Source organism: Thioclava sediminum (assembly GCF_002020355.1).
Lineage (GTDB): Bacteria > Pseudomonadota > Alphaproteobacteria > Rhodobacterales > Rhodobacteraceae > Thioclava > Thioclava sediminum.
This window is the reverse complement of sequence record NZ_MPZV01000003.1, coordinates 583,282-606,535: the sequence shown is the minus strand read 5'-3', so window position 1 is coordinate 606,535 and position 23,254 is coordinate 583,282. Positions and strand designations below refer to the sequence as shown.

Here is a 23,254-nt window from a genome sequence, read left to right as displayed (position 1 = left end):
CACTGCGCAACCTGAAGATCGACGATGGGCCGAGACGCTCCCCCGGGTGCAAGCACGCCCGCGCGGGGAGGTCGGACGGTCTCATCACGCGCAAGGCGAATGCGATCCGAAAACGATCGTGAACAATCCAACGGATGAGAGGAAAACATATGCGGAAGACGACACTTCTCGCGGTCGCCGGTGCGACCGCTATGGTCACCGGCTTTGCAGCCCAGACCGGAACCGCCCGTGCCGCCGAGCAATGCGGTGACATCTCGATCGCCCAGATGAACTGGGCCGCTGCCGAAGTCACCACGAACATCGCGAAGTTCATGCTGGACCAAGGCTACGGCTGTAACACCAGCCTGGTCAAATCCGACACGATTCCCGCGATCACCTCGATCGCCGAAAACGGCCGCCCCGACGTCGTCACCAACCTGTGGCTGAACTCGGCGGGCGACGCCTACAAGAAGCTCGAGAGCGAAGGCAAGATCAAGCGCGTCGCCAAGACGCTCCAGCCGGGTGGTGTCGAAGGCTGGTGGATCCCCACCTACCTCGCCAAGGAACACCCCGAGCTGAAGACCATCGAGGGCGTCATGGCGCATCCCGACTGGGTCGGCGGCACGTTCAACAACTGCCCCGACGGCTGGGGCTGCCGCGTCGTGAGCGACAACCTGATCAAGGCGCTCGACCTCAAGAGCTCGGGCATCGAGGTGTTCAACCACGGCTCCGGCCAGACGCTCGCCTCGTCGATCGGTTCGGCCTTCGCCGACAAGAAGCCGTGGTTCGGCTACTACTGGGGCCCGACCGTGGTCATGGGCAACTATGACATGACCCGCGTGAAGCTTGGCGACTACGACAAGGCCAAGTTCGACAATCTCCAGAACAAGGACGCGTCGAACCCGCAGGTTTCGGACTTCCCGGCAGCTCCGGTGCTGACCTCGGTGACGAGCGACTTCGCGGACACCCATCCGGCGGAGACCGAGTTCTTCTCGAAGATGAGCTTCAAGACCGACACCATGTCGAAGCTGCTCGCTTGGCAGGACGAGAACAAAGCCTCGGGTGAAGAGACGGCTGTCCACTTCATCAAGAACTACCAGGACACGTGGAAGAACTGGCTCGATGCCGATGCCCAGAAGAAGCTTTCGAAGCTGATCGGCGGATGATCGTGACGCGCGCCTGACGCGCAACACATGGACGGGGCCGGGACAGGCCCCGTCCTTTTTCGATCAATCACGCAACAATATGGGACGGGTCTCTCTGTGCGACCCGGAAAACCAATGGCAGCTTACGAGAATTTCTTCAACGCGGTGGGGCTGAAGGACTGGTGTTCGGCTGGCGGCGACGGTGGCGGCGGCATGACGTCGATGGCCGACCTGATCGCGCAGACCGACGGCACCACGACGCAGGGCCCCAGCCTCTGGAACTGGCCCTTCCCCTCGCTCGACGCCCTCAACAAGGCCTGCGGGGCGATCCCGCCCTCGCGCGACGTGACGCAAGGCCTCGAGGACGGCTTCCTCGCGATCCGTGGCGGGCTGCGCGCCGTCGTGGACCCGCTCACACAGCCGCTGAGCTGGGCCCTGCGCGACATGCTCTGGATCATGACCAACACGCCGTGGTGGCTGATGGTGCCGATCCTGATGCTGATCACCTGGCTGGTGACGCGCTCCTGGAGACTGGTGGTCTTCGTGCTGGTCTCGATCGCCTTCCTCGCCTTCATCAATCACTACGAAGCGGCGATGCAGACGCTGGCGATCATCTTCGTCTGTGCCTTCATATGCGTCCTCTTCGGGGTGCCCATAGGCATTGCGATGTCTCGGAGCGACCGGCTCCAGCGCACCGTGATCCCGATCCTCGACATGCTGCAGACGCTGCCGCCCTTCGTCTATCTGATTCCGCTGATCTTCCTGTTCTCGGTCACCGAGCCGAAGCTCTACGGTATCGCGATCATCCTCTATGCGATCGTGCCCGTGGTGCGCCTGACAGACCTCGGCATCCGTCTGGTCGATCCCGACGTGATCGAGGCGGCCGACGCCTTCGGCATGACCAAGCGCCAGAAGCTGTTCGGCGTGCAGATCCCGCTCGCGCTGCCCAACATCATGGCCGGTGTGAACCAGACGATCATGATGAGCCTCGCCATGGTGGTGATCGCCTCGCTCGTCTCGGCCCCGGGTCTCGGCGTGCTCGTGCTGCGCGGCATCCGGTCGCTGGAACTGGGCACGGGTCTCGTGGCTGGCTTCGGGATCGTGATCATCGCGATCCTGCTCGACCGCGTGACGAAAGCCTCGCTCGCCCGGATCGACACCAGCAAGAGCCGGAAGTGAGGAGACAGACATGACGAAAGAAATCAAAGTCTCGATCCGACACCTCTACAAGATCTTCGGGTCGGATCCGCAAGCGGCGCTCGAAGACGTCAAAGCGGGCATGGGCAAGCCGGAACTGCTCGAGAAGCGCAATCACGTGCTCGGGCTCAACGACATCAACGTGGACATGAAAGAGGGTGAGATCACCGTCATCATGGGGCTTTCGGGCTCGGGTAAATCCACGCTGATCCGGCACCTCAACCGGCTTATCGAGCCCACCGCTGGCGAAGTGATCGTCAATGGCGAGAACATCCTCGACTATAACGAGGCGCAGCTGCGCAAACTGCGGCGCGAGCGGATGTCGATGGTGTTCCAGAAATTCGCCCTTCTGCCGCACCGCACGGTGGCGGAGAACACGGCGATGGCGCTGGCCACCCGCGGCTTCCCGGCCTCCGACTATGTCTCCGAGGCCGAGAAATGGCTCGACCGCGTCGGGCTTGGGGGCTACGGCGATCACCACCCGCACCAACTCTCGGGCGGGATGCAGCAGCGTGTGGGCATCGCCCGGGCGCTGGCGTCGAACTCGGACATCATGCTGATGGACGAAGCCTTCTCGGCGCTCGATCCGCTGATCCGGACCGACATGCAGGATCTGCTGCTCGAGCTTCAGGCCGAGCTGCACAAGACCATCATCTTCATCACCCACGATCTGGACGAGGCGCTCAAGCTCGCCGATCACCTGGTGATCCTGAATGACGGTCGGGTGGTCCAGCAGGGCGAGCCGCAGGAGATTCTGCTCAACCCGGCGGATCCCTACATCGAGGACTTCGTGGCCGACATCAACCGTGCCCGCGTGCTGCGCGTGCGCTCGGTGATGGAGCGCGGCGCGCCGGAAGGCGAGATGTCGGGCGATATCGACGGCAACGACAATCTCGAGAGCGTCATCGCCAAGGCCGAAGGGGCGCTCGACCGCCGCTACCGCGTGATGATGAGGGGCGAACCGGTGGGCAGCCTCACCATGCCCTCGATCATGCGCGCGCTGGTGCCCGCGCAGTCCTCGGGCGAGACCGCCAAGAGGTAAGAGAAAGGGACCCGCCCCTGCATTGGGGCGGGTCCGACCCGCCGCGCGACAGGCGCGGGTTTTTCCCAAACATCAGTTCAATTGCCTTGGAAGCGGGGCGCGCGCCGGTCCATGGGATGGCGCGTCGAGAGGGCAGCGCCCGACCTCGGGGGGGCGCATGTCCCCGACCTTGGCGGTCTGCACTTTATCCCGCCGCACCCTTCCGACTTTCATGCGCGCGCAGGTGGCGCAAAAGCGCCCTCCCGGGGGGAGGTCGGGCGCTGCCCGGTGTGCTGGTCGCCCCCCGGGCCAGCCCTTAGCTGCGCACGACGTAGACCGAGCACTCCGCATGGGTCACGACATGGGACGCCGTGGTGCCCAGAAGGTAGTCCTGCACCTTCGGGTTGGCCGCTTCCATCACGATCAGGTCCACCTTGCGCTCATCCGCCAGCTTGACGATCTGGCGATGCACCGCGCCCTTGCGCACGACCATCTCGACCTCGGTCACCCCGCTGGCGGGATTGTCGTTGAGGAACTTGCGCAGCTGCTGGCCCCAGTAGGTATCCGAGTTGTAGATATTGAGATTACGCTCGATCTCGGGCGCGATCGTCGCCACGATCAGCTTCGCACGCCGCCGCCGCGCCATCTCGACGGCTTCCATATAGGCATGATGCTCGACCTGTGCGTGGCGCAGGTTGATCGGGCAGAGGATGAGCTTTGTCTGGCGTGCCATGTTGGCCTCCGGGGGAAATTCGAGGCGGAGAATGAACCGCGTGGCGACCGGGCGCAAACCCGGATTGAACGAGCCCCGCGCCTACGACGATTTTTCGCCCTCCAATCGAGCACATACGTCGCTCCAATGCCCCGATGCGACATCGATGAGCGCGTATTCCCGCAGCGCATAGCACGGCGCGGTCCCGGATCGCTCGGGGGCAGGTCGGTTGCGCAGACCCGCCCACCGCATCCCGCGCCGGATGATCTCAGTCACCTGATCGACCCGCAGATCGTCGAGCGTGTGGCCGATCGAGCAATAGAAGATGCGCCGGCCTGATCGTTCAAGACGGTGTGGCCGAGGATGATGTGGGGGGCGCGCGTGGCGAAGGGCTTTTGATCTGTCCCGATAACCGATTGGCAGGAACAGATTAGATTTTCCGCACTGGGTGATGGCGGAGACGAAGCCCGCCCGAAGGGCTTTGCAACCTGTCAGAACCTGTCGCGCTAACCCAATAAAATAGCGTGATTTAATCAAGACGCCTTCGCGGCCCATTGCAATCAATCGCAGGGGTGTGCATCTTTAATGGTGGGTAGGATGCTGGGCAAGTGAGTTAGGTTCCCATGCCGAAAATCGCCAAAGAGCTTTCCGCGCTGGAGGTGAAGAACCTCGCGCATCCCGGCACGGGGCGAAACGTAATCCATCCGGTGGGCGGGGTGACGGGGCTCTACCTGCAACTCACGCCAAAGGGCGGGCGGTCTTGGCTCTTGCGCACCACGATTGGCGAGAAGCGCCGGGAAATCGGTTTGGGCGGCTACCCTGATGTAACCCTAAGCCAAGCGCGTGAGCGGGCCAGAGAGGCCAAGGAACAGATCCGCGCAGGGATAGACCCCGTGGAGCAGCGCAAGGCCAACAAAGCGGCCCTTGTCGCGGCCCAGCGCCGGGGGCTGACCTTCTCCGATGCGGTAGAGCAATACCTGTCGGCCAAGCTCGACGCCTTCAAGAATGACAAACACCGCGCGCAATGGCGCAGCACGCTCGAAACCTACGCCGTGCCGGATCTGGGCAAGATGCTGGTGCAGGATATTGCCGTGCAGGACGTTCTACGCGTCTTGGAGCCGATCTGGCACAACAAGACCGAAACGGCATCCCGCCTGCGCGGGCGGATCGAGGCGGTTCTGTCTTGGGCCACGGTCGCGGGCTATCGCAGGGGCGACAATCCGGCCCGTTGGGGCGGCAACCTCAAGGAATTGTTGCCCGCGCCTGCCAAGCTCAAGGGCAACGCCAATCAACCCGCCTTGCAGATCGACGACGCGCCGCAATGGCTGGCCGATCTGCGCGAGCGTGAGGGAATGAGCAATCGTGCGCTCGAATTTGCCGCGCTGACCGCTTCGCGCTCGCAAGAGGTGCGGGGCGCGCGCTGGGAGGAAATCGACCTTAAGGCGGCGTTGTGGATCATCCCGGCGGCGCGGATGAAGATGGACCGCGAACACCGCGTGCCGCTCTCAGCGGATGCGCTGGCGCTGTTGAAAGCTCTGCCGCGCTTTCAAGGAAGCGCCCATGTGTTCCCCGCACCCAAGGGGGGCGAAATGTCAGATATGGCTCTGAGCGCCGCGATGAAGCGCCTGCACGCTGCGAAGCTGGCAGAGGGTGGGGTGGGCTATGTGGACCGCGTGAGCAAGCGCCCAGCGGTGCCGCACGGGCTGCGCTCGACCTTCCGCGATTGGGTGGCAGAGCGGACGCATTTTCCCGGCGACATGGCCGAGGTGGCACTGGCCCACAAGGTCGGCAATGCCGTGGAAGCCGCCTATCGGCGCGGTGATATGGTCGAGAAGCGGCGCGGCATGATGGACGCTTGGGCGGATTACTTGGCTGGCCGTGCGCGGGCTGGCGCTGATGTGGTGAGGATTGGGTGATGTTTTGCAACTCAGGTTATGTTTCCCTTGCGGAAATTTATCGCGATGCTCGCGATTGGAGCGACGAAGATACGCCCAAGCTTACACAGTTGGATATTATGTCCTTTGCTTTCCGACAGCCGGGCTTCTCGCTCTGCACGCCTCAAGGTGGAACGGTGTTTCTTGCAAGGCACGCTTTCTACCGTGAAAAGCCCGTCCGAAACCGCTTCCTAGGTTTTCACCCAGCAATTGACATCGTCACCTTCACGATTTCGAAGCACCAGCTCGAGCGCTACACAGAGATTGCATCAGAGCGACTAGACGAGACGCAGGCTAAACTTGATCGAGAGCCGACACCTAGGCTTTCAAGCGGCGCTTCGGTGCCTTTCCTGAAAGCGCTTTCTGACTTCGCTGCAATCGCTAAGATCCGAGACACTTTTGCTCATCTCGATGGTTGTTCTCCGCAAATCCTGAACAAGTATCGGCCATCAAGTATCGAGGAAATCATTTCAGAAAACGAGGCGAGCTCACCGAGCGAAATGCGAGGTGAGCGGGAGATAATCAATGAGATTGTTTCTCTTGCAAAGAGCGACACGTCGCTAAAGCGAGATGAAATTCGAAGCCTCGTTTGTCCCGGAATGAAAACTGATGCTTGGAGAGCCGTTTGGCGAGTAGCCGCAAACCTGCACCCTGAGTTATCGAAACCGGGGCCAAGGCGCTCATAATTCATTCGAAATCGAAAAAGGTTCGTGTGCCGATTTCGTTGCGCAATCCTGCGACGGATTTCAGCGTTAAACGATTGGAGCACGCCGCATGGCACAAACCTACCTCTCCGACCTTCAACTGGCCCAAAGATATGGCGTCCACCGTTCGACGCCGTGGCGCTGGGCCAAGACCGATCCGCGCTTTCCCAAGCCCGTGACGCTTTCGCCGGGATGCACCCGCTGGAACCTCGCAGAGCTTGAACGCTGGGAAGCTGCGCAGCGCTAAAACCGCGCCCCACAATCGGGGGCGGCGGTTCTAGTTTCGTGTGTGTTGGAACACCGCGACCCTAGCCCAGTGCCCCTGTTTCTACAAATGAAAACAGGAGCCGAAGGAATGGCGAAACATGGCTTTGACCATGCCCGATACCTTATTGCCGAAGGCAACGGGAAACGGGCTGAAATCCATCTCAACGGGCGGCTGCGCTGGGCGCTCGATAACCTGATCCGCGCCGGGGCGAAGGGGTGCACCCCGATTGACCATCCCGGCCCGCGTTGGAGCGCATACGTTCATAAGCTCAAGGAACAGGGCGTGCAGATCGAGACGGTCCACGAGCGCCACGAGGGGGCATTTCCCGGCACCCATGCGCGCTACGTCCTGCGCTCGACGGTCGCGCGGATCGACCGAGGGGGTGCGCGATGATGCGCGCCCAGATCCGCCGATTGATGCGCCGGGGGCTGAGCGAAGCCCAAGCCCGCAGCTTGGCCCCGTTGGTCTATGGGGGGTGGTGGTGATGACGGCCCAGCGCGCTTCCCTGTTGGCCAAGGAAATCCGGCAAGAGATTGTGCGGCTCAAACTGGCAGGCTTTCACCTCTTGCCGCTTGGGCGCGGCGATGACGGGAAAACACCTGGCATCGGGAATTGGACCGCGCCCAAGGTAGAGCTGGGCCAAGTGCTGGCCCCGCTCCATCGCCACGGGGTGGGCGTCTATGGCGTGAGGCTCGACGGGTTGGCCGTGATCGACTGCGACCACGACGACCCCGCCCTTGTCACGGAAATGGAAGCCCGGTTCGGCCCAAGCCCGGTGCATGTGCTCACCCCAAGGGGGCGGCATCTCTACTACCGTGCGGGCGGTGCAACGCCGAACTTGCGCGCCGAGGGGCTTCCTGTCGATCTGAAATCGGGCGGGCGGTCCTATGTGGTCGGCCCGCTCTCTCAGCGACCCGATGGCGGGCGCTATGTTCCGGCAAAGGGGGTGCTGGGGGTGGAGAGATTGCCCGTAATCTACGGCGCGAAAACGGTGACGGGTGCGCCAGAGCCGATCCGAGAGGGTGAGCGTCACCAAGCCTTGGTCAGCGAAGCCATTGCGATGGTCGAAACCGTCAGCGGCCCTGATGAGCTGACCGCGCGTCTTGTCGTGCTGCGTGATGAGCGATGTGCAGCCCCTTCCAGTATGCCCGATGCGGAACTGCGCGGGATTGCCGATTGGACATGGCAACGCTTGCTCAGGGGCGAGCTATATCACGGGCGGGACAGTGCCTTCTCCGTCCATAGGTTGGCCCATGACGCCCTGCGCGGTAAACCGGGCGGGAGCGATGCAATCGCGCTCTACGTTCTGTTGGTCGATCTGCATGGGCACGACCCCGGCAAACGCTTCGCGCTCGATCACGGGGCGATGAAGGCGGCGGGGCTGACCGATCTGTCAGCGCGTGGGTTTCGGGCGGCGCGTCGGATGTTGGAGAATGAGGGGCTTCTGGGGGTGGCGACCAAATACCGCCCCGGCTCACATCGCCAGCAATACCGCCTTGAGCGCCTGCGCCCCGGTATGGATGCTGCGCCGAACGTCGCCCGAATTTCCGAAATCGCGCCGCGCGGGAAGGACGGGGAAGAAGGGGGGAAGGACTAAGGTTATATTTGTGGAGCAGATTTGCGCCACATAGTGCAGACGACCGGCATGCGACAATGAATTGACTGCCTAGGTTGCAATCTACTCTACTCCTTAGGCTTTTTCTCGACGGCATACGTGCTCCCGAGAAGAGGTGCGGTGAGCGTTACATAAATTGCTTTGCTCGATCCACCGCAACTGAGCACGAAAATCTTGTCGAGATCTGAATAGAGATTTTCGGGTTCGTTCGATCGTTCATAGCCGTAGTGAGAGAACAACCACGAGTAAGTGCTGTGACCCAAGATAGGTGAACCGTCAACACCGATGACCGCATTGCCCCTTACGCGCTGAATCCATCCCGAACAAACTCTCTCAATTTCGCGCTCGTCTTTCTCGAGCAGACTAGAGGCGGTGTCTAAGTTGGGCACAATGTAAATTCTGTTTTCACTCCAATTATAGGAGGCGCTGCCAAGACCATTGCTCTCTAAGCGCAAGTTGAGACGAAGCATGCCAAAGTCGAAGGTGCTTGCCACGTCTCGCTGGAGATACTGGGTCGTTGCATCGGGCCCCGCAATCGACGAGTAAGGGGCGAGAATCGCTATGGCTACAAAGGCGAAAACTAATTTTTTCACTGTCAGGCTCTCGATACTTCTTTTTGAAGAATTACTATCGGAGAATTAAGCGTTTCCAGCAACACCGGCGAGGCCCCTTAGCTGGCATGACAGCTCCTTTGAATGCTTCTGAAACCGATACGCGCGCGCATGGGATGGGGTGTTAGTATGACTGCGGGGGAAACGACATGGCTTGAGGGCCAACTGGCCGCAGCCCTTGCACGCGAGCAAGCGAGACAGGCTAAGCGCCGTGTGCGATGTGGAGCCAAGACGCGAAAAGGGCATCCGTGCAAAGCGCTCAGCCTTTCCGGTAAGCGGCGATGCAAATTCCACGGCGGGCTATCGACCGGGCCGAAAACAGCCGAAGGCATCGAGCGCATCCGAGAGACGCAGAAACGGCGCTGGGCAATTAGCAGGACAGGTTAGGAGTTGTCAGTCGATATTTCATTTTGAGATTAGATCGAACGGAAGCTGGTCACGGGAGCTGGACAGGTTGCCGGTTCAGTGCCTAGTCTCAATTTCGTGAGGTCTTCGCAGTTAGCTTGGAGTGGCGAATGAAAAGAGTTTTGATGATTGGTGTTCTTCCTCTCTTGTCAGCATGTGTTGCTGAGTTGAGTCCTGAGGCACAATTAGTTCGCCAAGTATCGATTCATTCGGTCTCAGATTGTCGTTTCTTAGGTCCAGTGTCCGGTTCTGAATCCTGGGGAATGGGGACCACTCAAGACGCAGAAAGCGCCCTCAACAAATTGCGCAACAAGGTCGCTGCACTAGGAGGCAATGCTTTCGTCCAAACCAATAGCTCTACGCGTGGCGACGGCACCGTGATTCAAGGCGACGCCTATTTCTGCCGGTAGTGCCCAGCTTAGACGCCTAGGTTGCTCTCTGAAAGGAAGAGACCCTTGATGAGGCCATCGCTACTAGATTTTTGGAACCAAGCGCCTTTGGAAGATTGGGGCAAAGCGCCTGCGGGTGCGATGCGCTTCCAGCATCCGGACGACACCATTTCGGAGAGCCATATTCAGCTCGATGTTTCGTCTTACGAAACCTTCGTAAGTGCTTTGGAACGCGGGAATATGCCGCGTTCCAACTTTCATCTTCACTTGCTGCCGCAACCCTATTTCGGTGACTTAGAAGATGCTGAAATTCTGATCCTCTTGGCAAATCCAGGCCTTTCTGCGTCTGACTACTTCGCAGAGGAAACCTGCCCGGAGTATCGCGATGAACTTATCGGCTCGCTTCGGCAAGAGAAGCGTAGCCATATGTTCCTAGATCCAAAGTGGGCTTGGACTAGTGGTTTCAGTTGGTGGGAGAGAAAATTCCGCTCGGTGGCCCAGTGTATCGCGACTGAGCATTTCGACGGCCATTACGGAAACGCCCTAGCCGATCTCGCGCGCCGGGTCGCATCTGTCGAGCTGGTGCCTTACCACTCTTTCAACTTTCGTTCTCAAAACCAGCTTGCGTCAGTCCAAGCCGCACGTGACTTTGCATCTACGGTCGCCTCAGACAGGAAAGTTATCGTCACCCGAAGCGTTACGGCTTGGGAGCTGCCGGAAGCTGACAACTTCATCAAATATAAGCCCGAAGAGGCGCGAAGCGCGAGCCTTGGACTCGAGACATGCGGAGGTAAGGCAATTCTTGAGGTATACGAAAACCGCCCGTGCATTCACACAAGTTGAACAAACTGGTGCAGGCGTTGTTGCGGGGGGCTTCGATTGTTCACTCAGTATGCAACCGGAAACCCGCACCCTCGGCGCGTTTGCAATATGCTCGGCGCAAAACAGGGGTAGGGGGCCGTTCCCTCAATTGCGGATGTGCGCGTCGAGCGAGCGCCACGGTTTGCCGTTTGCCTCGCCCAGAGATTGGGTCACCCCCTACTGATCGAGGGGCGCGCGATGCGTAGGGCCACGAATCCCAAGCGTTTTTTCTTTGGTGGGTTTTTCGGTGGGTAGCGCCTGAGTAATTGAAAATAATTCAATTAAATCAAGGCGTAATGGCGGAGACGAAGGGATTCGAACCCTCGAGACCCTTCCGGGCCTACTCCCTTAGCAGGGGAGCGCCTTCGACCACTCGGCCACGTCTCCGCGGACCCGTATAGGGATCGTCTCGGGGGGAGACAAGCGGTTTTTCGGCGGAATTTCGGGTGGTTTGCGATTTCCCTCGCGTGCGGCGGAGATGGCGCAGGCGGGGGGCGGGGCGGCGCGGGGCAGGGGCGACGGGCGCAATGAAAAACGCGCGCGAGATGGCTCGCGCGCGTTTCGTTTTCAAGGGGTTTCGCTTGGCTTAGCGGGTCGTCTCGCCGCGCCGGCGTACCACCACGTCGACCGTGATCGATGCAAGCAGCACTGCCGCCGTCGCCATCAGCTGCACCGCCGCCGGCAGGCCCAGAAGCGCCATGCCGTTGACGATGGCCGCGATCACGACGCCACCAAGGATCGCGTGGATCGGATGGCCGCGCCCGCCGAACAGCGAGGTGCCGCCGATCACCGCGGTCGCGACGACGTAGAGCACGATCGTGCCGCCATCGAAGCTGGTGGAGATCGAGCGCAGGCGCGAAGCGTAGATGATGCCGCCCAGACCCGCCGTCGTGGCAGCCAGCGTGAAGGCTGCGGTCCGGATCAGGCGCAGGTTGATGCCCGCCCGGCGCGCGGCCTCTGCATTGCCGCCGATGGCGAGGACGTAGCGGCCGAATTTCAGCCGTCCCAGCAGGAACGACCATGCCAGCAGCACCGCGAAGACGATCGGGATCACCCACGGCATGCCCGAGAGGGGGAAGCGCGCGACGCCCCGGTTCATGTTCGAGATCGTCACCAGCACGATACCCGCGATTACGGCCGCGGCGATCTTCGCGACGGTGAGACCCATAGGCGGAGCGACGAGGCCGCTCTTGCGACGTTTCGCATCCTTGCTGAAGGTCATGATCGCGAAGACCAGAACCACGGCTCCGGTCATCAGCCAGCCCATCAGCGGGCTCAGCGTGCCATTTGCGAAGTTGTTGATCGTGTCACTCGCGACTGGGATTGTTCCCCCGGCGCCCAGCAGTTGGATCATCAGACCGTTGAAGCCCAGAAGACCCGCCAGCGTCACCACGAAAGAGGGCAGTTTGAGCCGCGTGATCAGCGAGCCCTGGAAGATGCCCAGTACCGCCGGAACGGCCAGACCCGCCACGACCGCCGCCCACCAGGGCCAGTCGGTACCCGGCGCCACCAGCAGCGTCGCCACCGTCGCCCCGATCCCGGCCACGAAGCCGAGCGACAGATCGATCTCGCCCAGCAAGAGGACAAAGACCTGTCCCATCCCGATCATCATGAAGACCGAGCCCTGAACGAGCAGGTTCACGACATTCCCCGGCGAGAGGAATTTCGGGTTCTGCAACTGGAAGATCAGCGAGATCAGTACGAAGCCCAGAAGCACCGGCAGCACGCCGCTTTCGCCTGCCTTGATCTTCGCCCATGTGCGCGAAAGGTAGCTCGAGAAGCTCTGATCCTCGGTCGTGGCGCCCACCACGGCGGAGGGGCCGCTTTCGCCCGACGCCTCGCGTTGCGCCGCGACATCCTTGGCGTTCTCTGCCGCGATCGAGGCGGCGGCGCGCATCGCACCGGCTTCGACCACGTGGTCGGATTTGCCCGTGGTCATCAGCTCGACCACGCGCTGGGTGTCGTATTCCTCGATCGGGCCCTGGCTGACCATCTCGCCCAGACGCAGGATCGCGAGGCGGTCGGAGACCGCGAAGACGTCGTTGAGGTTGTGCGAGATCATCACCACTGCAAGGCCCTGATCGGCGAGGCGGCGCACCAGTTGCAGCACCTGACCGGTCTGGGCCACACCGAGCGCCGCCGTGGGCTCGTCGAGGATCACCAGTTTGGAATTCCACATCACGGCCTTGGCGACCGCGATCGATTGCCGCTGGCCGCCCGAAAGCGCCGAGACCGGCGCGCGGATCGAGCGCAGCGTGGTCACGCGGAGCCCTTGCAGCGTCTCTGCCGCGGCGCGCTCCATCGCGTCCTCGTCGAGCATCCCGTTGGTCAGGATTTCGCGACCGAGGAACATATTCTGCACGACGTCGAGATTGTCGCACAGCGCGAGGTCTTGATAGACGACCTCGATGCCCAGCTCCGCACTGTCGCGGGGCGAGCGGACGCGGACCTCGTTGCCTTCCCATTCAATTACGCCGCCATCGGCTTCATGGATGCCAGCGATGGTTTTCGTCAGCACGGATTTGCCCGCGCCATTGTCACCGACCAGTGCCGTTACCTCGCCGGGGCGGACGTCGAAATCGACCCCGCTGAGCGCCTGCACTGCACCGAAGCTCTTTTCGAGACCCCGAATACGGAGGATCGCGTCGCGATCCTCCGTCAGGGACCCGGTACCGTTACCCGTGTCCATCATTGGCTATCAGTTCCCGATGCCAGCGGCTTTGCACGCATCGGCCGCGTCGCCCGCACAAAGCTTGGAGGTGTCGACGAAGCCGTCTTTCACGACGGTGTCGGCCATGTTCTCCGGGGTGACCCAGATCGGCTTGAGCAGGATCGAGGGCACGTCCATGCCGCCCTGGCTGTCATTGACCTTGCCGTTGACGAGGCCGTCGGGCGGAGTGTCGCCAGCACGCATGTAGAGCGCGAGCGCCGCTGCCGCCTGAGCTTCGAGGTAGATCGGCTTGTAGACGGTGCCGCACTGGTAACCGGTGAGCACGTTCTGCAGGCCGGTGACCGTCGCGTCCTGACCGGTGGTTGGGAAGGCTTTCGGCGGCACTTTCAGCGTCTTGAGATAGGAGATGACCGCGTTGGCGTTGTCGTCATTCGGGGTGACGACGGCGTTCATGTCCTGATGCGCCGTGAACTGCTGCTCGAAGGTGGTCCGTGCGACCGACGGGTCCCAGGTGCCTGCGGGCTCGCCCGCATTGGTGTAGCTGCCATCGTCGAATTTCGGCTTCAGCACGCTCATGTAGCCCTGCTTGAACAGCGTGGCGTTGTTGTCATCGGGCGAGCCCGCCATCACGAGGATGTTCGGCTTCTCGATGTTCCAGTCGCTGAGGCACTGTTCCATGCCCTTGCCGATCAGCTCGCCGACATATTCGTTGTCGAAGCTGATATAGTAGTCGCGCGAGCCGCCAAGCGTGATCCGGTCATAGTCGATGACCGCGACGCCGTGCTCTTTGGCGTATTTCTCGACAGCCGCACCGCCGCCCGAGGAGATCGGGTCGATCAGCAGAACGGTCGCGCCCTGGCTGATGTCGGTTTGCGCCTGGGTGAGCTGGTCGGCTTCCGAACCTTGGGCGTTGGTGATGATCAGATCGTCCGAGGACAGGCCCGCTGCCTTGAAGGCTTTCTTCAGGTAGGGCTCGTCGAACGAGGTGTAGCGGGCCGAGCTTGCTGTGTCGGGCAGCAGCACGCCCACTTTGCCTTTGCCTTTGGCGGCGACGTCCTTGAGCTGGCCCATGGCGGCAAAATCAGCGCCGAAGCTGTCGGCGGTGACGCCTTGAGCCTGCGCGGCACCTGCAATCAGGCCAAGCGCGAGAACGCTGGTTCCAGCGAGACGCGCGGCGGTTCCGCACGTCGAGCGACGAATGTCTTTCATTATAATCCTCCTAAGGCCGGATGGGTTCCTCCCGTGGGGTGGCATCGCCTTGCCCCAGCGCGCCGCCTGTACCGGTTACGGACAGGACAGCGCCGGGGCGCGCATCCGGTACGCGTCCCGTTAGCGCAATCATGGCTTGAAATGTTGCTCTGAACAGGGGGGTGGCGAACACAAAACACTCACGAAACTGCGAGGCCGTGGTGTTCCGGGGCAGCTAAGAAGAGTAGGGGGAACCGGCGGCTGACTTCGCGCGGCACCGATGTGACGCCCGGAGTGGTTGACACCTGCGCGCGCCGCTGTATAAGCCCGCCATTCCGGTGACGCGAGTTGCCGGGATTGTTCATTGGTGTTGGTGGACCTCGCAAGAGGAAACCTGTCGCCGGTCGCCGCGAGGCCCGGAGGAGGACAACGCCCTTCGAAACGCTACAGAAGGAGATCAGCCGTGACCAAACGCACGTCTGCCAAGTACAAAATCGACCGCCGCATGGGCGAGAACATCTGGGGCCGCGCCAAGTCGCCCGTCAACCGTCGTGAATACGGCCCCGGCCAGCACGGTCAGCGCCGCAAGGGCAAACTGTCCGACTTCGGTATCCAGCTCCGCGCCAAGCAGAAGCTGAAGGGCCATTACGGCGACCTGACCGAGAAGCAGTTCCGCCGCATCTACGCCGAAGCCGAGCGTGTTAAGGGCGACACCGGTGAAAACCTGATCGGTCTGCTCGAGCGCCGCCTCGACGCGCTGGTCTACCGCGCCAAGTTCGTCCCGACCGTCTTCGCAGCGCGCCAGTTCGTGAACCACGGCCACGTGCTCGTGAACGGCAAGAAAGTGAACATCCCCTCCTACCGCCTGAAAGAAGGCGACGTGGTGGAAGTCCGCGAGAAGTCCAAGCAGATGGCTCTGGTTCTCGAAGCCGTTCAGTCGCCCGAGCGCGACGTTCCGGATTACCTCGAAGTCGACCACAACAAACTGACCGCGAAATTCGTGCGCACCCCGGCCCTGTCCGACGTGCCCTTCGCGGTTCAGATGGAACCGAACCTCGTGGTCGAATTCTACGCGAAGAACTGATCTCTCAGTCTTCGCCGATCATTCGGAAAGGCCGTGCCCCCGGGGTGCGGCCTTTTTCTTTTGGGCGATGGGGCGGCGCGATACGAGCCGAGGGCAGGGCCCGACCGCCGGGTGGACGCGCCCCGTTTCGTGGTCTTCGCTTAATCTCGCGAAATCCGGACAACCTCGATCCGCGCGCTGACACCACCAAAGCGCCCGCCCGAGGGGGCGGTCGGGCGCTGCCCGGGCCGCTGCGCGGCTGATCCGGGCGGGGTTCGCCACTCACCCGTTGCATCCCTGCCGCGTCTGCTATGCGGGTGATCTTCTCACTAGCCCTGTCGCGCCATGGCGGATAGAACTCGGGCCACGATTCAGGAGTGCACAATGACCACGCATATTCGCCCCCAGCCCGGTATTATGGACATCGAGCTCTATCAGGGCGGCGCCTCCCATGTGGCGGGGCGCACCGATGCCGTCAAACTCAGCTCGAACGAGAACCCGTTCGGCCCCTCTGACAAGGCCAAGGACGCGTTCGCGAAATGCGCCCATTCGATGCATCGCTACCCCCCGACCGACCATGCCAAGCTGCGCACGGCGATCGGCGAGGTGCATAAGCTCGATCCCGACCGGATCATCTGCGGCGTGGGCTCGGACGAGATCATCCACTTCCTGTGCCAGGCCTATGTCGGCGCGCGCGACGAGGTGGTGTTCACCGAGCACGGTTTCCTGATGTATCGCATCTCGACCATGGCCGCGGGCGGCACGCCGATCGAGGTCAAGGAGCGCGACCGCACGACCGATGTCGATGCGATCCTGAGCGCCTGCACCAAGAAGACGAAACTCGTCTTCCTCGCCAATCCGAACAACCCGACCGGCACGATGATCCAGCTGGCGGAACTGGAGCGGCTGGCGGCGGGGCTGCCGAAAGGCGCGCTGCTGGTAATCGACGCGGCCTATGCGGAATATGTCGAAGGCTATGACGGCGGGGCGGAGCTGGCGACGCGTCTGCCCAATGTCTTCATGACGCGGACCTTCTCGAAGATCTACGGTCTCGGCGGGCTGCGCGTCGGCTGGGGCTACGGCTCGCGCGAAGTGATCGACGTGCTCAACCGCATCCGTGGGCCGTTCAACCTCTCGACCGCGCAGCAGGAGACCGCAGAGGCCGCCGTGCGCGATCAGGACTGGGTCAACAAGTGCCGAGATGACAACACCCGTCTGCGCGCTTGGTTGGCCGAAGCGCTGGCAGAAAAGGGCGTTCCGTCAGATACTTCCACGGCGAACTTCATCCTCGCACGTCTGGCCACCGAGCAGGAGGCGGCCGATTGCGATACCTATCTGAAGTCCGAAGGGATCATCGTGCGCCGGGTCGCGGGCTATAACCTGCCCAACTGCCTGCGCATCACCGTGGGCGACGAGCCCTCGTGCCGTCGCGTGGCGCATCTGATCGGCGTCTTCAAGGCAGGCGGGATCGAGGTGCCCAGATGAGCCAACTCTACCAGCGGGTCGCGCTGATCGGGCTCGGCCTGATCGCCTCGTCGATGGCCCATGCAATGCGTGAAAAGGGTCTGGCGGGCGAGATCGTCGGTCATGCGCGCTCCGCCGAGACGCGCGACACCGCGCTGGAGATCGGGCTGGTCGATGCCGTCTATGAGACCGCTGCCGAGGCCGTCGCGGGCGCGGATCTGGTCGTGCTCTGTGTGCCGGTCGGCGCGATGGCGAAGATCGCTGAAGAGATCGCGCCGCATCTGGCCCCCGGGGCTACGATCACCGATGTCGGCTCGGTCAAGCGCGCGGTGATCGACGCGGTCGGCCCGCATGTGCCCGAAGGCGTGCATTTCATCCCCGGCCACCCGCTGGCAGGGACGGAGCAATCCGGCCCGCGCTCGGGCTTTGCGACGCTCTTCGCCAATCGCTGGTGGCTGTTCACGCCGATCGAGGGCACGGACCCCGAGGCGCTGACCCGGCTGAAATCTCTGGTCGAGGCGATGGGCGCGAATACCGACGAGATGGCGCCCGATCACCACGATCTCGTGCTCTCGGTCGTGTCGCACACGCCGCACCTGATCGCCTATACGATGGTTGGCGTGGCGGATCATCTTCGTCGTGTAACCCACGAGGAAGTCATCAAATATTCCGCTACGGGTTTCCGCGATTTTACCCGGATCGCGGCCTCGGACCCGACGATGTGGCGCGACGTGTTCCTGACCAACAAGGAAGCCACGCTCGATATCCTTGGCCGCTTCACCGAGGAGCTGTTCATGCTGCAACGCGCGATCCGCATGGGCGATGGCGACATGCTGCACGACTATTTCACGCGCACCCGCGCGATCCGCCGCGGCATCATCGAGGCCGGGCAGGATACGGATGCGCCCGATTTCGGGCGCGGTGCGCCGAAGAAAGACGCATGAGAGTAGCGGCGCTGATCGCACTTGCGGCAGTGGTTGCGCTTGGCTCCTGCGGGCGCGGTGAAGATCGGCGCTCGGCGCGCTATTCCTCCTCGGGCGAGCTTTGCGGCATTGCCGGTTTGGAAGGTGCGCATATCGCGCCGATCGACGGGCCGGGGCGCTGCGGCATCGCCGATCCGGTGCAGATCACCTCCGTCTCCGGTATCCGTCTGACTTCGCCGGCGCGAGTGAATTGCTCGGCAGCGAAGTCTTTCAAGCGCTGGGTCGATCGCGGGATCAAACCGGCGGTGGGACGGCGCGGCGGGGGGATCGAGGCGATCCGCATCGCAGCCTCCTATTCCTGCCGGAGCCGCAATTCGCAACCCGGCGCGAAGCTGTCCGAACATGCGAAGGGCAACGCGATCGACGTCTCGGGCGTGGTCCTGCGCAACGGCGAGACGCTGACCGTGCTGAAGGATTGGCGCAAGGGCCGGGTGATCAAGCGGATGCACAAATCGGCCTGCGGTCCGTTCGGCACCGTGTTGGGGCCGAAATCGGATCGCTTCCATCAGGACCACATCCACGTGGACGTGGCCAGCTACCGCGGCGGGGTTTACTGCCGTTAACCTTTACTGCCGCTGCGCGACCAGCTGCGGCGCGGGGCCGAGCGGCACCGGGCCGAGGTTCATCTGCCCGTCCTTGAAGACAAGCGGCACTTCCAGCGCGCCGTCGGGGTTCTTCGCCGCCAGCATCGCGCCGATCCCGGTCACGAGCTTCACTTGGTCCTTGCCGATCAGCCCCATGCTCTGCGCGATGCCGACCCAATTGCGCCACGAGGCGGAGCGGATCGTCAGCGTGCCGTCGGGATAGCCCGAGGGATCGACCGTCAGATTGCCCTCGACCGAGACATCGTTGCCGCCCCAGCTCAGCGACAGGTCCGAGATCGCGACGGTCATCAGCCCCGGCATGCCTGCCTCCAGCGCGGTCTGGTCGATCGGCTCGCGCGTGCCGATCAGCGCGTCGAAATGAACGCGCGCGATGGTGTCGGGCAGCTTGCCCTTCGGGTCGACCCGCTCCAGGAGATCGGCCGGGAGTTTCAGCGACTTCGCCTCCGCGCCCAGACGATAGGCGGCGGCGGGCATCACCAGATCGGCGGCTTGCGCCGAGCCGCCGAGCGCGCCCTGCGCCTTGTCCTTGCGCTCGATGGCGAGGCGCAGCTGATCGGCCGAAAGCGCGGGGGCCGTCTCGCCCGCGGGCGTCAGCACCGGCGCGGTGATCACGGCAACCGCCCGCTCCAGCGGCAGGGCGGTCGAATAGCCCACCGTCATTGAGGCGCGCATGTCCTCTTGCGTCAGCTTGTAGTTTCGATCGCCCAGTTGCAGCGACTGGCCTGAGGGCAGGTAGGCGATCACTTTGTTGGGTTCGTATCCGAGTGCGAAGAGTTGCGCGAAGGGCGCGCTCCAGTGCCACAGGCCGCCCTGGTCCTTCAGTTCGGGCTTGTCGAAGGTCAGATCGAAGCGCGAGGGGAAGCCCGCGAGCGAGACCGATTGCGCATCGCCCCAACCTTCCTGCCGGGCCTGCGCGAGCATGTCGCGCGCGCCGTTTTCGATCTTGTGCGCGCCGTAAAACCAGTAGCCGCAATAGGCCAGCGTCGCGACCAGCACCAGAATGATCAGTTTGCGCATCTTCGCCTCTTTGCAAATCGGTTGAACCCCATGTAAGCCGTGTTCTCATGCAGGACCAGTGCGACGACAACAGGATCTGGGTCTTCGGCTACGGCTCGCTGATCTGGAACCCCGGCTTCGATTTTGACGAGCGGATGCTCGCCCGTGCGCCGGGTTGGGAGCGCAGCTTCTGCCTGCGCTCGCTGGTGCATCGGGGCACGCCCGAAGCGCCGGGGCTGGTGCTGGCGCTCGACGAGGGGCAGGGCGCTTGTGCGGGGCTCGCCTTCGCGGTGAAGCCCGGTCAGGAAGACGAGGTGATGGCCTATCTGCGCGAGCGCGAGCTGGTGACCTCGGCCTATCTGGAACGCGAGATCGACGTCGATCTGGATGACGGGCGGCGCCTGCGCGCGGTGACCTATGTAATCGACCGCCATCACGATCAGTATTGCGGCGGGCTTTCCGATGACGAGCAGGCGCGGATCATCGCCAGCGCCACCGGCGGGCGCGGTCCGAACCGCGATTATCTGTTCAATACTGCTCAGCATCTGCACGAATTGGGCATCCCCGATCCCCATCTTGATGCATTGGTGGCACGGCTGCACGACTTGTCGTGATAGCCCTTGGCGAAGGGCTGCACCCTCGCTAGGCTCTGCGCAAACAGGCAAGAGGGGCAATAATGGAAGAGCCGATCCGGCTGGAGCCGCAATTCTCACAACCCGTGCGTCAGGTGATCCTGATGCTTCTGGTGCTCGGCTTGGTCGCTACGGGGGGCTACTTCGCCTATTCGCGCATCTTCCCGATTTTCCTCGCCAATCCCTGGCTGAACGGGGTGATCCTCGCGGTCTTCGTCTTCGGCATCCTCGCCTGTTTCTGGCAGGTGGTGCAGCTGGTGAAGGCGGTGAACTGGATCGAAAGCTTCGCCGCTGACCGCCCGGGCCGCCCGCAGGTGCGCCCGCCGTCGATGCTTGCGCCGCTTGCGTCCCTTCTGGGCTCGCGCGAGGCGCGCCGCGCGGTGTCGTCCTCCTCGGGGCGCTCGATCCTCGAATCCGTCGCGACCCGGATCGACGAGGCGCGCGACATCACCCGCTATATCGCTGGGCTGCTGATCTTCCTCGGCCTGCTCGGGACGTTTTACGGTCTCGCCACCACCGTGCCTGCGGTGGTCGAGACAATCCGCGCACTGGCGCCCAAGGAGGGCGAGAGCGCGATCGGCGTGTTCGACAATCTGATGACGGGTCTGGAGGCGCAGCTGGGCGGCATGGGCACGGCGTTCTCCTCCTCGCTCCTGGGTCTTGCGGGCTCGCTGGTGGTGGGCTTGCTGGAGCTGTTCGCGAGCCACGGTCAGAACCGGTTCTACCGCGAGCTGGAGGAATGGATTTCCTCGATCACGCGGCTCAGCTTCACCGCGCTCGAAGGGGGCGATGGCGAAGGCTCGATGGTGGCGGGCGTTCTCGATCACATGTCCGAGCAGATGGACCAGATCCAGACGCTGTTCGTGCGCTCCGATGCCGGTCGCGTGCAGACCGAGGCGCGGATCGCGCATCTGTCGAACGCCATTCACGACCTGTCGGAACGGCTCTCGGCAGAGATGGATGCGCGCCACCGCCAGCAAGGCGCGCTGCAACAGATGGCCGAGGGGCAGGAGCGGCTAATCGGCGCGCTCGATCACCTCGCGCAACGCACAGCCGAGGGCGCTCCCGAGGCGGAGGCGCTGATGGAGACCCGGATGCGGCTGCGCTCGATCGACCAGCAGATGATGCGAATGCTCGAGGAAGTCAGCGCCGGGCGGCAGGAAAGCATGGCCGAGCTGCGCCATGATTTCGCAGGTCTCACCCGGGCGATCCTCGGCTACAAACCGCATCGCGAGGATTGATTCATGGCTCTGGCACGGCGCGGCGGCAATCGGTTCTCGACCAATATCTGGCCGGGTTTCGTCGATGCGATGACGGCGCTTCTTCTGGTTCTGATGTTCGTCCTGTCAATCTTCATGATCGTGCAATCTGTGCTGCGTGACACGCTGAGCACCAAGGAAGGCGAGCTGATCCAGCTGAACGAACAGGTGTCGAACCTCGCCAAGGCACTGTCGCTGCAACAGACGAAGACGCAGCAGCTGACCGGCGAATTGGAGAATGCGAAGGACAAGGCCGATCAGCAGGACACGCTGATCTCGACGCTCACCTCGCAGCTCGATGACCGCAAGGCCGCGCTCGCCGATGCCAAGCAGAAGATCACCGAATTCGAGGCCCGCGTCGCGCAATTGGTGGGCGAGCGCAACGCCGCCCAGCAGGATGCGAGCGCCAAGGCCGACGAGATCCGGCTGAGCAAGGAAACCATCGCCGATCTGCGCGACAAGCTGACGAAATCGGGCGATGAGGTCGCGGCGATGACGCTGCAGCTCGAAGAGGCGCGCAAAAAGGCCGAGGACACGCTGACCAAGCTCGCCGCCGCGCAGACCGCGAAAGACGATCTGGAAAAGCAACTCGGCAAGCAGCTGTCCGAGGCCGAGAAGCAGGCTGCGCTGAAAGCCACCGCGCAGAAGGCGCTGGCCGATCAGCAGGCGATCTCGGAAGGGGCACAGAAGAAAGTCGCGCTGCTCAACCAGCAGGTCGCGGCGTTGCGGGGCCAGCTCGCGCAGCTGCAAAACGTGCTCGACGAGGCGCAGCAGAAGGATGCCGCGGCCAAGGTGCAGCTCGACAATCTCGGCCAGCAGCTGAACGCGGCGCTCGCCCGTGCGGCGTCTGAGGAGAAGAAGCGCGCGGACCTGCAGGAGAAGATGCGCAAGGAGGCCGAGGCCAAGGCAAAAGATCTGGAGAACTACCGCTCTGAATTCTTTGGGAAGCTGTCGCAGCTTCTGAAGGGCAAGCAGGGCGTGAAGATCGAAGGCGACCGCTTCGTGTTCTCCTCAGAGGTGCTGTTCGCGCCCGCTTCCGCGACATTGTCTGACGCGGGCCGCGCGCAGATCAAGCAGGTGACATCGCTGCTCGACCAGCTGCGTGGGGAAATCCCGGGCGACATCCCGTGGATCATCCGCGTCGACGGCCATACCGACGACACGCCGCTGTCGGGGCAGGGCGAGTTCAAGGATAACTGGGAGTTGAGCCAGGCCCGCGCGCTGTCGGTGGTGAAATACATGGTCGAGAGCCTCGGCTTCCCGCCGCAACGCCTCGCCGCCGCCGGTTTCGCGCAGTTCGACCCGGTGAACACCGCCGACACGCCCGAAGCGCGCGCCCAGAACCGCCGGATCGAGCTGAAGCTGACCGAGCGCTAAGGCGCCGGTCAGCTGAGCTCCGTCCGCCAGTCGAGACACGCGCCGAGCCGCCCCTCGGCACTGCCCTGCAGGCTGCGGAATGATCGCGCCCCAATGACAAATGAAAAGGCTGCCGGGCCAAGCTCCGGCAGCCTTCTGCGATAATTGCGTCTGCCGAGGGCCGCGAAGCCCCCGC

The 23,254-nt window shown here is 62.9% G+C and carries 23 protein-coding genes and 1 tRNA gene; 18 read left to right on the top strand and 6 right to left on the bottom strand.

Annotated elements, in window-relative coordinates:
• Positions 1-149 precede the first annotated feature (149 nt).
• From BMI91_RS15150 to BMI91_RS15140, 3 genes are all read left to right on the top strand, one after another.
• Complete coding sequence (locus BMI91_RS15150) at positions 150-1,145, top strand: ABC transporter substrate-binding protein (RefSeq protein WP_078605736.1); 996 nt, start codon at positions 150-152, stop codon at positions 1,143-1,145.
• Positions 1,146-1,259: 114 nt separating this feature from the next.
• Positions 1,260-2,303: an ABC transporter permease gene (locus BMI91_RS15145; RefSeq protein WP_078540496.1), complete on the top strand. Its 1,044-nt coding sequence runs from the start codon at positions 1,260-1,262 to the stop codon at positions 2,301-2,303.
• A gap of 10 nt (positions 2,304-2,313) precedes the next feature.
• Entirely contained in the window at positions 2,314-3,363 is a 1,050-nt protein-coding gene (locus BMI91_RS15140; protein ID WP_078540498.1) for a quaternary amine ABC transporter ATP-binding protein, read from the top strand.
• Between the two features lie 295 nt (positions 3,364-3,658).
• Here the strand turns inward: BMI91_RS15140 and BMI91_RS15135 are convergent, their stop codons facing one another.
• Positions 3,659-4,075: a universal stress protein gene (locus tag BMI91_RS15135; RefSeq protein WP_078520990.1), complete on the bottom strand. Its 417-nt coding sequence runs from the start codon at positions 4,073-4,075 to the stop codon at positions 3,659-3,661.
• A 602-nt stretch (positions 4,076-4,677) separates the two neighbouring features.
• On the opposite strand from BMI91_RS15135, the gene BMI91_RS15125 reads away from it, so the two are divergent.
• The 5 genes from BMI91_RS15125 to BMI91_RS15110 all read left to right on the top strand — a co-directional run bounded on the left by BMI91_RS15125 (position 4,678) and on the right by BMI91_RS15110 (position 8,557).
• Complete coding sequence (locus tag BMI91_RS15125; protein WP_078549887.1) at positions 4,678-5,970, top strand: tyrosine-type recombinase/integrase; 1,293 nt, start codon at positions 4,678-4,680, stop codon at positions 5,968-5,970.
• Positions 5,970-6,674, top strand: coding sequence for a hypothetical protein (locus BMI91_RS19875; RefSeq protein ID WP_146673593.1), 705 nt, complete (start codon positions 5,970-5,972; stop codon positions 6,672-6,674). Before BMI91_RS15125 ends, BMI91_RS19875 begins: the two co-directional genes overlap by 1 nt.
• Positions 6,675-6,762: 88 nt before the next feature.
• Positions 6,763-6,939: a helix-turn-helix transcriptional regulator gene (locus BMI91_RS15120; RefSeq protein ID WP_078549889.1), complete on the top strand. Its 177-nt coding sequence runs from the start codon at positions 6,763-6,765 to the stop codon at positions 6,937-6,939.
• 108 nt (positions 6,940-7,047) lie between these two features.
• Positions 7,048-7,353, top strand: a complete 306-nt coding sequence (locus BMI91_RS15115) for a winged helix domain-containing protein (RefSeq protein ID WP_078549891.1) — start codon at positions 7,048-7,050, stop codon at positions 7,351-7,353.
• Between the two features lie 91 nt (positions 7,354-7,444).
• Positions 7,445-8,557, top strand: coding sequence for a bifunctional DNA primase/polymerase (locus BMI91_RS15110; protein WP_158522179.1), 1,113 nt, complete (start codon positions 7,445-7,447; stop codon positions 8,555-8,557).
• Between the two features lie 86 nt (positions 8,558-8,643).
• Here the strand turns inward: BMI91_RS15110 and BMI91_RS15105 are convergent, their stop codons facing one another.
• Positions 8,644-9,168, bottom strand: coding sequence for a hypothetical protein (locus tag BMI91_RS15105; protein WP_078549895.1), 525 nt, complete (start codon positions 9,166-9,168; stop codon positions 8,644-8,646).
• Positions 9,169-9,270: 102 nt separating this feature from the next.
• On the opposite strand from BMI91_RS15105, the gene BMI91_RS20300 reads away from it, so the two are divergent.
• The 3 genes from BMI91_RS20300 (at position 9,271) to BMI91_RS15090 (ending at position 10,823) form a co-directional block, all read left to right on the top strand.
• On the top strand, positions 9,271-9,573 hold the full coding sequence (locus BMI91_RS20300; RefSeq protein WP_078605733.1) for an HGGxSTG domain-containing protein: 303 nt from the start codon (positions 9,271-9,273) through the stop codon (positions 9,571-9,573).
• Positions 9,574-9,701: 128 nt separating this feature from the next.
• Positions 9,702-10,001 (top strand): DUF4156 domain-containing protein, encoded by a 300-nt coding sequence (locus BMI91_RS20370; protein WP_078605732.1) that lies wholly within the window; start codon positions 9,702-9,704, stop codon positions 9,999-10,001.
• A gap of 48 nt (positions 10,002-10,049) precedes the next feature.
• Entirely contained in the window at positions 10,050-10,823 is a 774-nt protein-coding gene (locus tag BMI91_RS15090; RefSeq protein ID WP_078605731.1) for a hypothetical protein, read from the top strand.
• Positions 10,824-11,138: 315 nt separating this feature from the next.
• On the opposite strand, the gene BMI91_RS15085 is transcribed toward BMI91_RS15090, so the two are convergent.
• From BMI91_RS15085 to BMI91_RS15075, 3 genes are all read right to left on the bottom strand, one after another.
• Positions 11,139-11,228 (bottom strand) — tRNA-Ser (locus tag BMI91_RS15085).
• A 199-nt stretch (positions 11,229-11,427) separates the two neighbouring features.
• A complete protein-coding gene (locus BMI91_RS20075) occupies positions 11,428-13,533 on the bottom strand; it encodes an ATP-binding cassette domain-containing protein (protein ID WP_158522178.1) in 2,106 nt (701 codons plus the stop codon).
• A gap of 6 nt (positions 13,534-13,539) precedes the next feature.
• Positions 13,540-14,721, bottom strand: coding sequence for a sugar ABC transporter substrate-binding protein (locus tag BMI91_RS15075; protein ID WP_078605730.1), 1,182 nt, complete (start codon positions 14,719-14,721; stop codon positions 13,540-13,542).
• 442 nt (positions 14,722-15,163) lie between these two features.
• Here BMI91_RS15075 and rpsD point away from each other — a divergent pair, with 442 nt between their 5' ends.
• From rpsD to BMI91_RS15055, 4 genes are all read left to right on the top strand, one after another.
• A complete protein-coding gene (rpsD, locus tag BMI91_RS15070) occupies positions 15,164-15,784 on the top strand; it encodes a 30S ribosomal protein S4 (RefSeq protein ID WP_078540514.1) in 621 nt (206 codons plus the stop codon).
• Positions 15,785-16,147: 363 nt separating this feature from the next.
• On the top strand, positions 16,148-17,248 hold the full coding sequence (hisC, locus tag BMI91_RS15065; protein ID WP_078605729.1) for a histidinol-phosphate transaminase: 1,101 nt from the start codon (positions 16,148-16,150) through the stop codon (positions 17,246-17,248).
• Entirely contained in the window at positions 17,245-18,171 is a 927-nt protein-coding gene (locus tag BMI91_RS15060) for a prephenate/arogenate dehydrogenase family protein (protein WP_078520974.1), read from the top strand. Before hisC ends, BMI91_RS15060 begins: the two co-directional genes overlap by 4 nt.
• Positions 18,168-18,773, top strand: a complete 606-nt coding sequence (locus tag BMI91_RS15055; RefSeq protein ID WP_093477153.1) for an extensin-like domain-containing protein — start codon at positions 18,168-18,170, stop codon at positions 18,771-18,773. Before BMI91_RS15060 ends, BMI91_RS15055 begins: the two co-directional genes overlap by 4 nt.
• 3 nt (positions 18,774-18,776) lie before the next feature.
• On the opposite strand, the gene BMI91_RS15050 is transcribed toward BMI91_RS15055, so the two are convergent.
• Positions 18,777-19,832 carry a DUF2125 domain-containing protein gene (locus tag BMI91_RS15050; RefSeq protein WP_078605728.1) on the bottom strand — a complete coding sequence of 352 codons (1,056 nt, stop codon included), beginning with the start codon at positions 19,830-19,832 and terminating at the stop codon, positions 18,777-18,779.
• A 47-nt stretch (positions 19,833-19,879) separates the two neighbouring features.
• On the opposite strand from BMI91_RS15050, the gene BMI91_RS15045 reads away from it, so the two are divergent.
• The 3 genes from BMI91_RS15045 (at position 19,880) to BMI91_RS15035 (ending at position 23,079) form a co-directional block, all read left to right on the top strand.
• Complete coding sequence (locus BMI91_RS15045) at positions 19,880-20,425, top strand: gamma-glutamylcyclotransferase (RefSeq protein ID WP_208607986.1); 546 nt, start codon at positions 19,880-19,882, stop codon at positions 20,423-20,425.
• 62 nt (positions 20,426-20,487) lie between these two features.
• A complete protein-coding gene (locus BMI91_RS15040; RefSeq protein WP_078520972.1) occupies positions 20,488-21,684 on the top strand; it encodes a biopolymer transporter ExbB in 1,197 nt (398 codons plus the stop codon).
• A gap of 3 nt (positions 21,685-21,687) precedes the next feature.
• Complete coding sequence (locus BMI91_RS15035; RefSeq protein ID WP_078605727.1) at positions 21,688-23,079, top strand: peptidoglycan -binding protein; 1,392 nt, start codon at positions 21,688-21,690, stop codon at positions 23,077-23,079.
• Positions 23,080-23,254 lie beyond the last annotated feature (175 nt).

Coding starts and splice junctions, on each gene's coding strand:
- BMI91_RS15150 (WP_078605736.1), top strand. CDS start 150: ATGCGGAAGACGACACTTCTCGCGGTCGCCGGTGCGACCGCTATGGTC.
- BMI91_RS15145 (WP_078540496.1), top strand. CDS start 1,260: ATGGCAGCTTACGAGAATTTCTTCAACGCGGTGGGGCTGAAGGACTGG.
- BMI91_RS15140 (WP_078540498.1), top strand. CDS start 2,314: ATGACGAAAGAAATCAAAGTCTCGATCCGACACCTCTACAAGATCTTC.
- BMI91_RS15135 (WP_078520990.1), bottom strand. CDS start 4,075: ATGGCACGCCAGACAAAGCTCATCCTCTGCCCGATCAACCTGCGCCAC.
- BMI91_RS15125 (WP_078549887.1), top strand. CDS start 4,678: ATGCCGAAAATCGCCAAAGAGCTTTCCGCGCTGGAGGTGAAGAACCTC.
- BMI91_RS19875 (WP_146673593.1), top strand. CDS start 5,970: ATGTTTTGCAACTCAGGTTATGTTTCCCTTGCGGAAATTTATCGCGAT.
- BMI91_RS15120 (WP_078549889.1), top strand. CDS start 6,763: ATGGCACAAACCTACCTCTCCGACCTTCAACTGGCCCAAAGATATGGC.
- BMI91_RS15115 (WP_078549891.1), top strand. CDS start 7,048: ATGGCGAAACATGGCTTTGACCATGCCCGATACCTTATTGCCGAAGGC.
- BMI91_RS15110 (WP_158522179.1), top strand. CDS start 7,445: ATGACGGCCCAGCGCGCTTCCCTGTTGGCCAAGGAAATCCGGCAAGAG.
- BMI91_RS20300 (WP_078605733.1), top strand. CDS start 9,271: ATGCTTCTGAAACCGATACGCGCGCGCATGGGATGGGGTGTTAGTATG.
- BMI91_RS20370 (WP_078605732.1), top strand. CDS start 9,702: ATGAAAAGAGTTTTGATGATTGGTGTTCTTCCTCTCTTGTCAGCATGT.
- BMI91_RS15090 (WP_078605731.1), top strand. CDS start 10,050: ATGAGGCCATCGCTACTAGATTTTTGGAACCAAGCGCCTTTGGAAGAT.
- BMI91_RS20075 (WP_158522178.1), bottom strand. CDS start 13,533: ATGATGGACACGGGTAACGGTACCGGGTCCCTGACGGAGGATCGCGAC.
- BMI91_RS15075 (WP_078605730.1), bottom strand. CDS start 14,721: ATGAAAGACATTCGTCGCTCGACGTGCGGAACCGCCGCGCGTCTCGCT.
- hisC (WP_078605729.1), top strand. CDS start 16,148: ATGACCACGCATATTCGCCCCCAGCCCGGTATTATGGACATCGAGCTC.
- BMI91_RS15060 (WP_078520974.1), top strand. CDS start 17,245: ATGAGCCAACTCTACCAGCGGGTCGCGCTGATCGGGCTCGGCCTGATC.
- BMI91_RS15055 (WP_093477153.1), top strand. CDS start 18,168: ATGAGAGTAGCGGCGCTGATCGCACTTGCGGCAGTGGTTGCGCTTGGC.
- BMI91_RS15050 (WP_078605728.1), bottom strand. CDS start 19,832: ATGCGCAAACTGATCATTCTGGTGCTGGTCGCGACGCTGGCCTATTGC.
- BMI91_RS15045 (WP_208607986.1), top strand. CDS start 19,880: ATGCAGGACCAGTGCGACGACAACAGGATCTGGGTCTTCGGCTACGGC.
- BMI91_RS15040 (WP_078520972.1), top strand. CDS start 20,488: ATGGAAGAGCCGATCCGGCTGGAGCCGCAATTCTCACAACCCGTGCGT.
- BMI91_RS15035 (WP_078605727.1), top strand. CDS start 21,688: ATGGCTCTGGCACGGCGCGGCGGCAATCGGTTCTCGACCAATATCTGG.